This is a genomic window from Oricola sp. (genome assembly GCF_965230365.1).
Lineage (GTDB): Bacteria > Pseudomonadota > Alphaproteobacteria > Rhizobiales > Rhizobiaceae > Oricola.
In genome coordinates this window covers 1,903,713-1,918,709 of the sequence record NZ_OZ246003.1, presented here as the reverse complement: position 1 = coordinate 1,918,709, position 14,997 = coordinate 1,903,713, and the positions used below count along the sequence as shown (strand labels likewise).

The 14,997-nt window shown below is 61.6% G+C and carries 16 protein-coding genes; 6 read left to right on the top strand and 10 right to left on the bottom strand.

The window, feature by feature from the left end; all coding sequences use genetic code 11:
* Window positions 1-23 precede the first annotated feature (23 nt).
* The 4 genes from ACO06R_RS09205 (at window position 24) to ACO06R_RS09190 (ending at window position 4,436) form a co-directional block, all read left to right on the top strand.
* A complete protein-coding gene (locus ACO06R_RS09205; RefSeq protein WP_421858819.1) occupies window positions 24-908 on the top strand; it encodes an MBL fold metallo-hydrolase in 885 nt (294 codons plus the stop codon).
* A gap of 65 nt (window positions 909-973) precedes the next feature.
* Window positions 974-1,390, top strand: a complete 417-nt coding sequence (locus ACO06R_RS09200; protein ID WP_421858816.1) for a TIGR01244 family sulfur transferase — start codon at window positions 974-976, stop codon at window positions 1,388-1,390.
* 20 nt (window positions 1,391-1,410) lie between these two features.
* Window positions 1,411-3,159 (top strand): SulP family inorganic anion transporter, encoded by a 1,749-nt coding sequence (locus ACO06R_RS09195; protein ID WP_421858813.1) that lies wholly within the window; start codon window positions 1,411-1,413, stop codon window positions 3,157-3,159.
* Between the two features lie 176 nt (window positions 3,160-3,335).
* Window positions 3,336-4,436 (top strand): YeeE/YedE family protein, encoded by a 1,101-nt coding sequence (locus tag ACO06R_RS09190; protein WP_421858811.1) that lies wholly within the window; start codon window positions 3,336-3,338, stop codon window positions 4,434-4,436.
* 60 nt (window positions 4,437-4,496) lie between these two features.
* On the opposite strand, the gene ACO06R_RS09185 is transcribed toward ACO06R_RS09190, so the two are convergent.
* From ACO06R_RS09185 to ACO06R_RS09140, 10 genes are all read right to left on the bottom strand, one after another.
* Entirely contained in the window at window positions 4,497-5,768 is a 1,272-nt protein-coding gene (locus ACO06R_RS09185) for an FCSD flavin-binding domain-containing protein (protein ID WP_421858809.1), read from the bottom strand.
* 45 nt (window positions 5,769-5,813) lie between these two features.
* Window positions 5,814-6,533 carry a c-type cytochrome gene (locus ACO06R_RS09180; protein ID WP_421858806.1) on the bottom strand — a complete coding sequence of 240 codons (720 nt, stop codon included), beginning with the start codon at window positions 6,531-6,533 and terminating at the stop codon, window positions 5,814-5,816.
* 51 nt (window positions 6,534-6,584) lie between these two features.
* Window positions 6,585-7,682: a c-type cytochrome gene (locus ACO06R_RS09175; RefSeq protein ID WP_421858803.1), complete on the bottom strand. Its 1,098-nt coding sequence runs from the start codon at window positions 7,680-7,682 to the stop codon at window positions 6,585-6,587.
* Window positions 7,666-8,946 (bottom strand): sulfite dehydrogenase, encoded by a 1,281-nt coding sequence (gene soxC / locus ACO06R_RS09170; RefSeq protein ID WP_421858800.1) that lies wholly within the window; start codon window positions 8,944-8,946, stop codon window positions 7,666-7,668. The genes ACO06R_RS09175 and soxC overlap by 17 nt, the downstream gene beginning before the upstream one ends.
* A gap of 83 nt (window positions 8,947-9,029) precedes the next feature.
* The gene (gene soxB, locus ACO06R_RS09165; RefSeq protein WP_421858798.1) at window positions 9,030-10,724 is read right to left on the bottom strand and encodes a thiosulfohydrolase SoxB; all 1,695 of its coding nucleotides are present in this window, start codon (window positions 10,722-10,724) and stop codon (window positions 9,030-9,032) included.
* Window positions 10,725-10,829: 105 nt separating this feature from the next.
* Window positions 10,830-11,690 carry a sulfur oxidation c-type cytochrome SoxA gene (soxA, locus tag ACO06R_RS09160; RefSeq protein ID WP_421858796.1) on the bottom strand — a complete coding sequence of 287 codons (861 nt, stop codon included), beginning with the start codon at window positions 11,688-11,690 and terminating at the stop codon, window positions 10,830-10,832.
* Between the two features lie 55 nt (window positions 11,691-11,745).
* The gene (soxZ, locus tag ACO06R_RS09155; RefSeq protein WP_421858793.1) at window positions 11,746-12,072 is read right to left on the bottom strand and encodes a thiosulfate oxidation carrier complex protein SoxZ; all 327 of its coding nucleotides are present in this window, start codon (window positions 12,070-12,072) and stop codon (window positions 11,746-11,748) included.
* Between the two features lie 19 nt (window positions 12,073-12,091).
* Window positions 12,092-12,547 (bottom strand): thiosulfate oxidation carrier protein SoxY, encoded by a 456-nt coding sequence (gene soxY / locus ACO06R_RS09150; protein WP_421858791.1) that lies wholly within the window; start codon window positions 12,545-12,547, stop codon window positions 12,092-12,094.
* A 14-nt stretch (window positions 12,548-12,561) separates the two neighbouring features.
* A complete protein-coding gene (gene soxX, locus ACO06R_RS09145; RefSeq protein ID WP_421858788.1) occupies window positions 12,562-13,026 on the bottom strand; it encodes a sulfur oxidation c-type cytochrome SoxX in 465 nt (154 codons plus the stop codon).
* Between the two features lie 264 nt (window positions 13,027-13,290).
* Window positions 13,291-14,025, bottom strand: a complete 735-nt coding sequence (locus ACO06R_RS09140; protein WP_421858785.1) for a cytochrome c biogenesis CcdA family protein — start codon at window positions 14,023-14,025, stop codon at window positions 13,291-13,293.
* A 99-nt stretch (window positions 14,026-14,124) separates the two neighbouring features.
* Between ACO06R_RS09140 and ACO06R_RS09135 the strand changes: the two genes are divergently transcribed.
* Window positions 14,125-14,499, top strand: a complete 375-nt coding sequence (locus ACO06R_RS09135) for a transcriptional regulator (protein ID WP_421858783.1) — start codon at window positions 14,125-14,127, stop codon at window positions 14,497-14,499.
* 65 nt (window positions 14,500-14,564) lie between these two features.
* Window positions 14,565-14,912 (top strand): ArsR/SmtB family transcription factor, encoded by a 348-nt coding sequence (locus tag ACO06R_RS09130; protein WP_421858781.1) that lies wholly within the window; start codon window positions 14,565-14,567, stop codon window positions 14,910-14,912.
* Window positions 14,913-14,997: the final 85 nt, after the last annotated feature.

Below are 14,997 nucleotides of genomic sequence, written 5' to 3'. Positions count from 1 at the left end.
ATCTCGAACCAGGGAGGAGCAGCATGTCCAACTATCCCGTCAACATCACCGTCAAGCCTGATGTCAAAGGCTTCTTTGATCCGGCGACCAACACGATCAGCTATTGCATCAAGGATCCGGATTCCGACGCCTGCGCAATCGTCGATTCCGTCATGGATATCGACTATGCCGCCGGCCGGATCACCTACGACCATGCCGACGAACTGATGGCCTATATCGTCGCCAACGGCCTCAAGCTCGAATGGATCATCGAGACCCATGTCCATGCTGATCACCTCTCGGCGGCGCCGTACATTCAGCAAAAACTGGGCGGGAAAATCGGTATCGGCAAGAACATCATGATCGTCCAGGAGACCTTTGGAAAGGTGTTCAACGAAGGCACCGAGTTCCAGCGTGACGGCTCCCAGTTCGATGCGCTGTTTGAGGACGGCGACACGTATCAGATCGGCTCGATGAAAGCCGTCGCCATCTACACGCCTGGCCACACGCCGGCATGCATGACCCATGTGATGGGCGACGCCGCTTTTGTCGGCGATACGCTGTTCATGCCGGATGGCGGTTCGGCGCGCGCCGACTTCCCGGGCGGCGACGCCGGAGAACTGTACGATTCAATCCAGAAGGTGCTCGCCCTTCCCGACGACATGCGCCTGTTCATGTGCCACGACTATGGCCCGAACGGGCGGAACATCGAGTGGGAAACGACCGTTGGCGCAGAAAAGGCTCACAATATCCATGTCGGCGGCGGCAAGACGAAGGAAGAATTCGTCAAGATGCGCACTGAACGCGATGCGACGCTCGACATGCCGAAACTGATCATCCCGTCGCTGCAGGTCAACATGCGTGCCGGCGAAATTCCGACCGACAACGATGGCAAACCGATGCTGAAAGTTCCGGTAAACGGGCTTTGATCGGACGCCGGCTTATCGGTAACAACGGGCATTGATTACAAAGCAGCCCAGCACGGAAAGAATGGATGAATATCAGGAAGTTGGACGACACCGTTTCGGTCAGCCCGCAAATAGAACCCGGCGATCTGGCCGAGATCGCCCGCCGCGGATTCACGACCGTGATCTGCAACCGGCCGGACGCCGAAACCCTCGGGCAACCGGAGTTTGCCGCGATTGCCGCAGCGGCGCGTGAAGCCGGTCTCAATTCGCTCTTCATGCCGGTCACCGCAGCGACCATGGGCATCGACGTGGCACAGGAATTTTCCGGCGCACTGCAGCAGAGCGACGGCCCGGTCCTCGCCTATTGCCGCAGTGGGACCCGTTGCGCCACGCTGTGGACCATCGCCGGCATGATCGAGCACCGCCCGAAACAGGAACTGGCCGAAGCCACCGCCAAGGCGGGATACGACATGTCGGGCCTGTTGGCGAATTACGGCGTCTAGAGGCCCAAGAGGAGCAGATCGTGAACACCGGTTTCCGGGCGACGGTGTCGCGATACATCCCCATTCTCGACTGGGGACGGCGATACGACCGAAGCGCCTTCTCCGACGACGCGCTGGCGGCATTGATCGTCACCATCATGCTGGTCCCGCAATCGCTGGCCTACGCGCTGCTGGCGGGATTGCCGGCGCAGATGGGCATTTACGCCTCTATTGTCCCGATCATCCTTTACGCCATCTTCGGCACCAGCCGGGCGCTGGCAGTCGGCCCGGTCGCGGTGGTCTCGCTGATGACCGCAACCGCGGTGGGCAGCATCGCACAGCAGGGCTCGGCGGAATACATCACAGCAGCGATCACGCTGGCCTTCCTGTCCGGCCTGTTCCTGCTAGCGCTCGGGTTTCTGCGTCTCGGCTTCCTGGCGAATTTCCTTTCGCACCCGGTCATTGCCGGTTTCATCACCGCTTCGGGGATCCTGATCGCCACCGGGCAGATCAAGCACCTACTGGGCATCCAGGCATCCGGGCACACGCTGCCGGAACTGGTTCTTCACCTGTTTGAGAACATGGGCGATACCAACTTTGCCACGCTGGCGATCGGCGTATCGGCGACCGCCGCCCTGTTCTGGATACGCAACGGGTTGAAGCCGCTTCTGGTTTCACTCGGGTTCGATGCGCGTCTCGCCAACGTGATTTCCAAGTCGGGACCGGTGATGGTCGTTGCCGCGACAACCCTGATCGTCTGGGCATTCGCGTTGGATGACCAGGGTGTGCGGACCGTTGGTGCGGTCCCGCAGGGGTTGCCACCACTCACCGCGCCGTCATTCTCCGCGGATTTGTGGGCGGGCCTGTTCGTGTCCGCCATCCTGATTTCCGTTATAGGATTCGTTGAATCCGTCTCGGTCGCGCAAACCCTCGCCGCCAAGAAACGTCAGCGTATCGATCCGGATCAGGAACTGATCGGCCTGGGCATGGCCAATATCGGCGGCTCGTTTTCGGGCGGTTATCCGGTAACAGGCGGTTTCGCGCGCTCGGTTGTTAATTTCGATGCGCGCGCGGCAACACCCGCCGCCGGTGCCTTCACTGCGCTGGGATTGCTGATGGCATCGCTGTTCCTGACGCCGCTGCTCTACTATCTGCCGCAGGCAACGCTTGCCGCGACCATCATCGTCGCGGTGCTGTCATTGATCGACCTCTCAATCCTGCCCAGGACCTGGGCCTATGCGCGCGCCGACTTCGCCGCCGTCTCACTTACCATTCTGGCGACCCTGGGCCTTGGCGTCGAGATCGGCGTGACCGCCGGTGTCGTGCTGTCGATCTTGATCCATCTCTACAAGACATCCAGGCCGCACATGGCCGTCGTTGGACAGGTTCCCGGCACTGAACACTATCGCAATGTCCTGCGCCATGAGGTGATCACCGATCCGGCGATCCTGACTGTACGCGTCGACGAGAGCCTCTATTTTGCCAATGCCCGCTATCTGGAAGACCGCGTCTACGACATGGTCGCCTCGCGGCCCAAGGTCGAGCACGTCATCTTGATGTGTCCGGCCGTCAATGAAATCGACATGAGCGCGCTCGAATCGCTGGAGGCGATCAACGAGCGGCTCGGCGACATCGGCGTCGGCTTCCACCTGAGCGAGATCAAGGGCCCGGTCATGGACCGCTTGCGGCGCTCTGATTTTCTGCAACACCTCAACGGCGACGTGTTCCTCAGCCAGCACCAGGCGGTCGAGACGCTTACAGAAGACAAAGGTTTCGGACACACCGCTTGACACCTTCGCTCACGCAATCCGGGCAGCGTATCCGTGAGCGTCCGGCAACATAGAATTCCGGGCTGATGGGGCGGCGCACAAATTTATACTCATCCCGCCTTAGATTTTGGCAATCGATACGGCGTGGACTTCGACAGCTTCCTGTATTCACGGCACACTGAGAAGGAAGTATCGACATGGATTTCGTTCCGCTTATTGACGCTGTTGGCGAATCGTCCGCGTTCGCTCTCATCGGCCTGACACTGGGTATGCTGTTTGGTGCAACCGCCGAGCGCACTGGTTTCTGCACACGGTCCGCCGTCCTCGAACTGTCGCGCGGCAAGCGCGGCCACATGCTGCCGTTGTGGCTGCTGGCGTTCGCAACCACCGTCTTGGCGACCCAGTTGCTGATCGTCACCGGCCAGATCGACGTTCTGGAAAGCCGCTTCTTCGGCACGGCGCAGAGCCTGTCAGGTGCCGCTGTCGGCGGTGCACTGTTCGGCGCCGGCATGGTGCTGACACGCGGCTGCGCAAGCCGCCTGCTAGTGCTCGGCGCCTCCGGAAACCTGCGCGCCCTGTTCTCCATCGCTATCATCGCGGTCATGGCCTGGGCGACCTTCCAGGGCCCATTGGTCCCGCTCCGCAATGCGGTCGCCGCGCAGTTGATGTCGTCCGATTTCGGCTCCAATGATCTGGCTGTTGTCACCGGCACCGGCGCCAATGCCGGATTAATCGCAGGCGTGGCTCTTGCGGTTCTGGCCATCGCATTTGCCACGTTCCGAAGGCTTGCCGTCCGCCATGTGATCGGCGGCCTTGCGATCGGTGCGCTGATCCCCGCCGGCTGGTATCTGATCTACCAGTTCTCGCTGCAGGTTTTCGAGCCGATCCAGCCTGAGAGCCTTTCCTACATGCGTCCGCTCGCTAACACTGTGAACTTTGTCGCCAGCGGCGGCGATGAAGCATTCGTGTCGTTCGATATTGGCCTGATCGGCGGAACGTTTGCCGGTGCTTTGGTTGCTTCGCTGCTCTTCCGGTCTTTCCGGATCCACACCTTCGCCGACCAGAGGGCGCCGCGCTGGCCACGCTATGCGCTGGGCAGCGTCCTTATGGGCTTCGGCGGCATCCTGTCGGTCGGCTGCACCATTGGCGCGGGCTTTACGGGCGGCGCGGTGCTGGCCTTCTCGTCGCTGACGGCGCTGCTGTTCATGATTCTGTCGGCTGCAGTCACCGACCGTCTGGTTGACAGGCGCGGAGGCCTGGCCACGGTATCGGGCGGCTTTGCGGCTCCCGCCGAATAGCGCACAAGCGACAAGCGACCGCGCTTTGCGCGGCCGCCTGTTGCAAGTCTTCAGGAAGTATCAGCCGAACATGTCGGCAGTGATTCCGGCGTACCAGCCAATCGACTCTTCATAGGTCGCCTTGCGGGTGGCCTCGTCCTCGCCGGTCTGGCTGATGAAACTGGATGTCGAGGCGATCTTGCCTTCCTGCGGCGCATATTGCGCGCCGACTTTCACGCCGTCATCGGTCTCGATCAGGCTCCAGCAGGTGTTGGAGTACTTGGCCGGGAAGACCTTCGAGCCGGTCAGTTCGCCGCGAATGTTCATTGACGCGACCTTGGCCTGACTGTTGGCCGAGAAGCCGGATTTCGGCATTGCGCCGGCGATCGAGGCGTCGCCGATCACGTAGATATTCTCGTCCATGGTCGAGCGCATCGACGCGGCATCGATCGGGCAGAAACCGCTGTCGTTTGTCAGACCAGCATTGCTGGCGATCGCGCCGGCTTTCTGTGCCGGGATGATATTGAGCAGATCGCCCTCGAAGGTATCCAGATCCGTCTCGACGGTTCCGGCGTTCACGTCGACTGCGCCGATGCCACCATGCACATCCGGACCGTACCATTCGACCATGCCCGGATAGTACTTGTCCCAGCCTTCCTGGAACAGGCCCTGTTTGGAGAATTTCGGCTTCGGATCGATGATCACGATACTGGCGTCGACACCCTTGGTCTTCAGCACATGCGCCATCATCGAGATCCGCTCATACGGACCCGGCGGACAACGATAGGGGTTGGGCGGCGCCACCATGACGATCTGCTGGCCGCTGGTGATCGCATCGAGCTTCGCCTTTAAAAGCTGCGTCTGCGGACCGGCCTTCCAGGCATGCGGGGCGACTTCGGCCGCCGCTTCCGAATACCCCTCCACCGAGTCATAGATCAGGTCGATGCCCGGCGACACAACTAGGCGGTCATAGGCGACTTCCGCGCCATCGGCCATTTTGACGATCTTCGCGTCGCGGTCGATCGCCATCGCCATGCCGGTCACCTTGGTGATGCCGTAGTCCGACTGCAACTTGTCATAACCGTGCGTGATCGAGGCGAAGTCGCGGAACCCGCCGAGATAGAGATTGGAGAAGAAGCAGGTTGTGAACTGCTCCGAGGCGTCGATCAGCGTCACGTCGATCGCGCCCTCCGAATCCTTTGCGATGTAGCGCGCCGCGGTCGCACCACCGGCACCACCGCCGATCACGACAACGCGCGGTTTCCCCTGTGCTCGCAAATAGGTCGGCGCGGCCAGGGTCGCCGCGCCCGCCCCCATCAAGAGGCCGAAATGACGTCTGGTAAACTGGGTCATGGGTAGTTCCTCCTCTGGCAATTCTCAAACATGCGTTCGCGCCGCTTACTGCGGCTCGAGCTGGGAAAAATACGCGGCAAGCGCCGCGATCTCGTCATTGACCAGGTTGTTGACACGCAGCTTCATCACCTCGTTGCTGCGGACATTGGTCTTGTACTCGAAGAGTGCGCGAATGAAGTAGTCGCGTGGCAGGCCGACAATCGACGGAATGCCGTCGGCATGGCCGCTGGACTGATGGCACGTCACGCATTCGCCGGCGAGATACTCGCCGTAATCGGGGTCTCCCTCCATCGCCAGCACGATATCGGCGAAGCTGGTCGCGGGACTGTCGAGAGATGCGATTTCGGGCGTGATGTCCTCGCCCGGGGCGCTCGCCGATGCCTTCGCGAGCCAGGAGACAAGCGCGGTGCGATCAGCCGCATCGTTCATGCCGCGATACGACATGCGGTTGCCCTTGATGAAGCCACGTGGCTTTTCGAGATACTCGGCCAGGGTTTCCGGCGACCAGACGAGACCACCCTCGCCGGCCGCACGCATGGCCTTGGAGTATTTGAAACCCTCGATAGTACCGGCGACGCGGCCCATGATGCCATCGAGATGCGGGCCGACCTTGTTGCGCGCGCCCTCACCCACCTCGTGACAGTTCTTGCATTGCGAGAACAGTTTCTCGCCGCGGTCTTCATCGGACGCCTGACCCGCAACCGCGGTGCCGAGCCAGACGCCGGTCGCGACCGCAAGGCGCTTGGCGCTCCTCCCAATGATCATGATACACCGCATGGCATCCTCCAATACCAGCGAGAGCGGGCCGGCGACCCGTCAGTCTATTCCGCCGCCGCTCACGTTCTCCTCGTCGCTGTCCGGCGTCACGTCGAGGACGCGCGCGCGCATGGTGATTTCCACAGGCCCGGGCTTGCAATCATTCATGCAAGGCTCTGCCTTTTCTGCATAATGCCCTTCGTCGTCGCGCCCGTCCGGAATGAAATTGGCCTCGTTTGGAAGCCTGACCTCACCGAAATTCTCGTTCGAGAGCTCGAATTCCTCGTCGTCGACGATGTCGTTCAGATAAAGCAGATAGGCGGTGATCGCGTAGACGTCGTCGTCCGACAGCGACCTTGCATTGCCGAACGGCATGGCCCGCCGGACATAGTCGTAGACCGTCGAAAGATAGGGCCAATAGGAACCGACCGTCTTTTCCGGTCGCTCGTCTGCCAGCGTGTCCTGACCACCAGCGAGCACCGGCCAGCGTCCGACCGCCTCGCCAAAATCGCCGTGACACACGGCGCAATTGTCGGTGTAAAGCACCTCGCCGTCGGCAACCGTGCCCTGTCCGACCGGCAGGCCCATGCCATCCGGGCGGATGTCGATATCCCAGGCGGCGACCTCGTCCTCGCTGGCCAACCGGCCGAGCCGGAAGGCACCGCCATGATCGGGCAATGGCACGTCCTTGGCCATGACCTTCTCGACCTTCGGAGCTGCGTCGCCACTATCGGCATCCGCGGTCGCGTCCTCGCCGGCCGGCGCTGCACCCGCCGAAAAGCCCTTGAGATAGGCAATCACGTTGGCCACGTCATCGGCCTTGCGCAGGCCGGCAAACGCCATCTTGGTGCCTTTGACGTAATCCTTGGGCTTGACCAGGAACTGGGTCAGCGTCACTTCGTCCCAGACGGTGCCCGCCTCGCCAGCCGCAAGCATGGCATTGGAATATTTGAACCCTTCGATGGCGCCGGCCGTTCTGCCGAACAGATCGTTGAGATGCGGACCGACCCGGTTTTTCGCGCCGTCGCCAACCATGTGGCAAGCCTTGCACTTGTTGTAGACCTTGGCGCCTGCATCGTCGTCCTGCGCGCCGGCCGGGACGGCGAAAACCGTTGCGGCGATCGCTACGGCAGCGGCCAGCTTAGGAAACTTCGACATTCTCGACCTCCCCGTCGCCTTTCACATACCAGGTCTGGATACCGTTATTGTGGTAGATCGAGTTCACCCCTCGCTCGACGCGCAACTCATTCTTGGTCGGCTGTACGTAGCCGGCCTCATCGATCGCCCGCGATTGCAGCAGCATCTCCGAACCGTCCCAGTCGATATCCAGGTAGAAGCGGTGCATCGCCTTCGACAGGCTCGGCCCGTCGAGCCGCGCCATCCGCCAGTTGCGCCCACCGTCGATCGATACGTCGACGCGGCTGATCGTGCCGTTCCCCGACCAGGCCAGGCCGGTGATGACCGTCTGGCCGCGCCCATGCGTGATCGGCGCTTGCGGGCTCGGGCTGGTGATCACTGACTTGACGTCCATCACCCAGGTGTGGCGGCGTGCTTTGCCACTTTCCAGCAGATCGGTGTATTTCGACGTCTCTTCGCGCTGCGCCCAAGGCTCGTCGCCCACTTCCAGCCGGCGCAGCCACTTGACCCACATATTGCCTTCCCAACCCGGAACAACCAGCCTGACCGGATAACCTTGCTCGGGGCGCAATGCCTCGCCATTCATCTTGAATGCGACCAGACAGTCTTCCAGCGCCTTCTCGATGGGGATCGAGCGGGTCATCGCCGAAGCGTCGGCGCCCTCTGCCAACACCCACTTGCCGGTGGTTTTCACACCGGCTTCCTGCAGCAGGTATTTCAGCGGCACGCCGGTATAGACGACGCAATGCACCATGCCATGCGTGAACTGGCAGCCATTGAGCTGCGCGCCCCGCCATTCCATGCCGGAATTGGCGGCACATTCCAGGAAGTAGACCCGGTTCTCACGCGGAAACCGCATCAGGTCCTGCATGGTGAAAACCAGCGACCGGTCGACCAACCCGTTGATCATAAGCCGGTGATCGGCCGGATTGATGATCGCGGTGCCGCCGTGGTGGCGCTCAAAGCACAGCCCGTTCGGCGTGATGATGCCGTCAAGCTCGTGCAAGGGCGTGAAATTGACCGAGGAGACCGGGTCGGCGGTCAGCCAGGGCACGTCGCGGCGCACGACATGCGCTTCGAACTCCGAAGGTACGCCATAAGGCGCGGCATCGACTCCATCGCCGAGATAGCGGTTCCAGTCCTGAATCTCGGTGATCAGCGGGTCGCCCGCAGCACGCGCCGCAGTTGCGCCCGCCAGCGCCGCTCCACCGGCGATACCGGCCCGCAGGAACTGCCGGCGCGATGCCGCCGCCTGCTTGTTGTTACCGCTTTCCTCTTGGCTCATCCGCTCCTCCCGGATCGCATTCATATATCTGATTTTTTATATGTATCAGGTCGAACGACCGATGTCGAACGCAATTCCTCACACTACGTAACCACGCGAACCGACTGGTTTTCAGGCAGGCGAACCACCGGATTCCTGGTCAGATAACCTTCCACGACATCCCAGATGGCCGGCCCTTCGGTACCTTCGTTGACCGAAGCCCAGCCGGCGACCGAGTACTCTTTTTCGGGGGCAACAGCCTCCCCGGTGGCGAGCATCGTCATGCCGCTGATGCGCGATCCCATCGCGGCATTGACATCGATCGTGTAACCCATGCCACCGACGCGAACCATGTCGCCGCCCTGTTGGTAATACGGGTCCGGATTGAACAGGTTGTCGGCGACATCCTCCAGGATGTCCTTGATCATCGCACCGTTCATAATGCTGCGATAGGCGGCCGGATAGGTCATGGCGGTGGCATTGTGCAGGTCTTCGACGGTAATCGCCTGATCGGGCAGCAAGCTGGTGCCCCACCGAAATCCTGGCGACAGCGCGATATCGGCGTCGCGTTCGGCCAACAGCGCCGCGCAGATCAGGTCGTCGAACGTGCCGTTGAAATTGCCGCGCCGGTAGAGCACGTTTTCCGTGCGCGCCAACTCGCGGGCGAGTTCCGCCTCGTAGGGCGCGCGCACCTTGTCGATCAGCGCCGCCATCTCGGCATCCGGGGAAATGACATCCGAAAACATCGGAATGAGCTTGTAGCGATAGCCCTGCACCACCCCGCCGCGCACATCGAGATCCAGCCGCGACAGGAACTTGCCGTTCGAGCCCGATGCGATCACCAGCGTGTCGTTGACGATCACCGGTTCCGGCAGCGCATCATGGGTATGGCCGGTCAGGATGACGTCGATACCATCGACGCGCGATGCCAGCTTGCGGTCGACATCGAAGCCATTGTGCGACAACAGCACGACCACGTCGGCCCCTTCTTCGCGGGCCGCTTGAACATTGGCGACAACATCCTCTTCGCGGATCCCGAACGACCAGTTCGGGAACATCCAGCGCGGATTGGCGATCGGCGTGTAGGGAAACGCCTGGCCGACCACGGCGACGCGAACGCCCCCCTTGTCGAAGATCCGGTAGGCTTCGAATGCCGGCTCGTTCCACTCCGCGTCGTAGATATTGCCACCCAGAAACGCAAACGGAAGCTCGTCGACGATCTCGGTCACCCGATCGGCCCCATAGGTAAACTCCCAGTGGCCGGTCATCGCATCCGGTTGCAGCGCGTTCATCACCTCGACCATGTCGGCGCCGAGCGTCTGCTGCGCGGTGTAGGAACCCTGCCAGGTATCGCCGCCATCGAGCAGCAGCACCTTGTCTTCGCCGCGCTCGGCGCGGATGCGCTTGATTGCGGTCGCGGCCCGGTCGAGCCCGCCCATCTTGCCATAGGCGCGGGCCAGGGCTGCGAAATCCGTCGATGACAGCGCATAGGCGTGCGGCGTGCCCGGCTCGATGTCGTAAAGCTTCAGGAAATCGGCGCCGGTGACATGCGGCGGCAGACCGGCGACTTCGCCGATCCCCAGATTGATCGACGGTTCGCGGAAATAGAGCGGCTTCAGCTGCGCATGTATGTCTGTGATGTGCACCAGGGTGACATTGCCGGTTTCCTCAAAGCCCAGCAGATCGTCCTCGCTCATCGCCTGCTGGGCGGCCACCCGGCTCCACTGCCCTGCGATCCCGGGGCCCATGGCCGCCGTTGCGGCAACCGATGCCATCAGGAACTCGCGGCGTGAAAACATGTCTGAACCTCCCTGGCCCGGGTCTGCGAGATATCTATATTACGTAGCGTAATCTTGAGGATTGCAGACCGGGACGAACCGCCCCGGCCAACATTTTGAATGGCGTTACTGGCGGACGGCAGGCGTCTCGACCGACAGGCCGGAGCCGCGCCAGGTCACATAGACCTCAAGTGCCATCAACTCGTCGGAAAACGCCGCCGGAAACTCCGCTCGCGTGTCGCGAATGCAGCCACGGAAGCGGTTGTGCACCGAAACCAGCGCCGCCTGCTTCAGCCGATAGGTCGGGAAGCCGTTGACATTGCCCTGGCTCAGATGATCGGCCCGAATGAAGTTGCCGTTGTAGTCCTCGTGGCAGTTCGAGCAGGCGAGATCGAGCTGTCCCGTTCGGGTGTAATACAGGTCCTTGCCCTTCTCCCACCAATCCTGCATGCCGCCTTCCGAAAGGTCGAGCTCGACCGGGGTGCCGAGCGACTGGTGCTTGATGAAGGCCGTCAGCGGTTTCTGACCGCCCTTGTCGAACTTGTAGGGTTCGGCGCCCATGTTCTGCTCGCGGCACCGGTTTATCTGCAATTCGACATTGATCGGGCGCTCGTCGACGGCGTCCCATTTCGGATAGCTGGCGCCGACACCGGCCATCGATTCGGCCGCATCGCCGTGGCACGACGCGCAGGATTTGCCTTCCGTGCCCTCGACGGTCTCCCAGATTTCGGCACCCAGTTCCACCGCCAACATGCCGGGGTTCTGGAAACTGTCGGTTTCCAGCGCGCGGGTTTCAGGCGTGCGGTAGTGCCAACCGGAGATTACCTCATCCAGCGGATGTCCTTCTGGGGCGGCCGTGCGCGTGACAATCTCCACCTCCTCATCGATCACCAGCGTATCGTCCGCAGGACCGCCGGCAACCGCCAAGGTCGCGAATGCGCCAACCGAAACAAAGGCAAAAGCGGATTTTGTCAGAAGTGACTTCAAGATAATTCCTCCCGTGCCGAGACCCGGCCCGCTCCTCCACGGACCGCAGTCGGCGTTACTTCAGAGCGATCTTTTTTTCCTGCGTGTAGACAGAGCCGTCGTCGTCCATCCAAGTGAACTTGAAGGTCCCGGCTTCCGTCACCTTCGCCGTGAATTCCAGATACGGATTGGCGGAAACCGCCGGCTCGATCGCGCAGGAAAACACGGTCTGCCCGTTAAATTCGCAGCTGAACGCGTTGATGATCCGGCGCGGGATCGTGTTGCCGCTCTTGTCTTTGCGCTGACCGGACTCCATCGGATGACTGATCAGCGTCTTGATGGTGATCACGTCGCCGGCCGATGCTGTCTTCGGCACTTTCACGCGTGGTTTTACCGATGCCATTTCTCTTACCTCCGTTCGGTCAGCCGCCGCAGCCGCCGATGGTTACCTTGACCTCTTTCTTGTCCATGAAGACCGCGCCGGTGCTGGTCTTGGCCACCGCAATCACGTTCTGGGTCTTCGCCAGACGCATGCGCGTGGTCGCCGACGCTTCGCCGCTCAACGGCGAGAAGTTGAACACGATTACCTCGGGGCTCGGATTGCCATCGGCAAAGATCGCCACCGATGTCACATGGTCACCCTCGGTCATCGGACTGTCGACACTCACCGAGATTGGCACGGTGTTGCCGTTCTCGGCGATTTCCGGCGCGGTCAGCGAGACGGTTCCGGTAGACGGTTCGCTGCCGCCGGAAAATTCCATGACCTTCGCCATCGCATCATCGGCGGACGCCAGGGCCGGCGATCCGCGCAGTCCCGCTGCGATGCCGACAGCCGCACCGGCCGACAGGCTAAGCATTGAGCGTCTTGTCAATGTCATGCTGTATCTCCTGTTCATTCCTTCAACGTCGCCAGATAGGCGACGACATCCTCGACCTGTTCGGCAGACAGGATGGTCTTGCCGATGAGGTCCTCACGCACATCCTTGCCCACATCGAGCGTGTAGAAGCCCGGCATGATCGTCGCGTCGGAGAAGATCGACTTCGAGTTGACGACGATCGCCCGCAACTCGGCCTCGCTCCACCGATCGGCTGCGCCGTCAAGCGCCGGGCCGACCTCGCCATGGAACAACTGCTCGCTTTGATCGGTAACCGCATGGCAGGCCAGGCAGTTGCCGAGCTTGCGGTCGGCGAACACCTTGCGGCCCTCTGCCGCGCTGCCTGCCGCGCCGGTCAGCGATGCAGTCACCGCGCCGTCTTCGATCGAGACATCACCCGGAGCAACGACACCGCTGGCGAGCGCTGAGGTTGCCGTCATCAAGGCGGCGCAGGCGATCCAGGTCTTCAGCTTGACTAACATCTGGTTCAACTTCCTCCTCATCTCCGGCGCGATCTGACGATCGACGCAGGCTCCTCCCGAGATGCCCGCCTTGCCGTAATCTGCCACGACGGTAACGAAAACGGATGCGGCGTTCAATGCACAAATATGATTTTTTGCATGTGATGCTTATACTACCATTGTCTACACGGCACCGACGGTTCGGAAGTCCGCATTTCGTTGATAATGCTGATCTGCTGTTACCGCCGCCGGCGCCAGGCAAAGGGCCGAAACGCCGGCAGCGCGCTACCCGATCGTCGCGAAGACCGGGAAGGTTTCCAGCAACCACTGAGCGATCCGCGACATTTGACCGGTCATGAACAGGATGCCGGTCGCGATCAGCAACAGCCCCATCGCCCGCTCGACCCAAGGCAGATGCCGCTTGAACCGGTTCGCCAAGCCGACGAATCGCCCCATGAACACAGCGGCGAGGATGAACGGAAGACCGATGCCGAGCGAGTAGGCCGCAAGCAGCGCGGCGCCACGCATGGCCGTTTCCTCGGCGCCGGCGATAAACAGGATTGCGGCCAGAACCGGCCCGACGCATGGCGTCCATCCGAATGCGAACGCCAGCCCCATCACATAGGCTCCACCTGCTCCGCTCGGCCGCATCGCCGCACCCAGGCGCGCCTCGCGGTAGAGCAAGGAGATCCGCAATACGCCAAGAAAATGCAGACCCATTACGATGATGATCGCACCGGCAACGACAGACAAGAGGGCAAAGTGCTGCGCGATCGCCTGGCCGATCATGCTTGCCGTCGCGCCCAACGCGACAAAGACGGTGGTAAAGCCCAAAACGAACGCGATTGCAGTCACGATCAAACGGCGCGCCCGGTCGCCGCTAAGATCCGCGCCATCCGATTCGCCGAGCCCGATTCCGGCGAGATAGGCCAAGTATGGCGGCACAATCGGCAAAACGCAGGGGGAGATGAAAGAGAGCAAGCCGGCTATGAATGCAGCGCCGAAGCCGATATCGAACACGGGACGCCTCCTCCTGGTTGCCAGCAACTATGGACTGTTAAACATTCACGGAATGCTATATATTCCCGGTTGTCAACAATCCGGAAGACAATGAGGCCGATGAGAGGATTTGCCCTCGCAGTATCCATTGCAGCAGGCGTGGCGCTTGCGCCCAACAATGCGGCGACCGCCGAACTGGTGATGTTCGAGCAGGCCGGCTGCGCCTGGTGCGCAAGATGGGACCGCGAGATCGGCGAGACATACCCCAAGACCGCCGAGGGCAAACGCGCGCCGCTGCGCCGCGTCGACATCAATACACCGCTTCCCAACGACCTGTCGGAGATCAGGGTTGACCGCTTCACCCCGACATTCGTACTGGTCGACGACGGTCGGGAGATTGCGCGCATGCGGGGATATCCCGGCGATGAGTTCTTCTGGTTTCTTCTTAACGACATGTTCGCTAAGCTAAATCCGCTCCCCGCCGGCGAGGGGTAACTGCCGGCTCCAACACAAAAGAACCAGCTTCCAATAATGATACTACGCAATACCGGGACACCATCATGCCATTTCCGAAACTGAAACCAGGGTCCGATCCGGCGGACGTCCAGGTCATGATCGAACAGGCCCGCAAGGCAAGCGACCTGCTCAAGGCGCTTTCGCACGAGACCCGGCTCCTCATTCTGTGCATCCTCTCGGAGGGAGAGAAGTCCGTTTCCGAACTGGAGGAAATGCTGTCGATGCCGCAGGCGGCAGTCTCGCAGCAACTGGCACGACTGCGCTTCGACCGGCTGGTCAATACCCGCCGCGAAGGGCGCATGATCTTTTACAGCGTGGCCGACAAGGAAGTCTCTTCGGTGGTCGAAACGCTTTACGACCTGTTCTGCAAACCGGTCCGCGAAAACGCCTGATCTGCCGCGGTTTCGCGGCGGCCTTGCCGGATCGCCCGCGAACGGGCAAACTCGCGCTCCCAGGCGCCGAAAGCGGCGCGAGGAG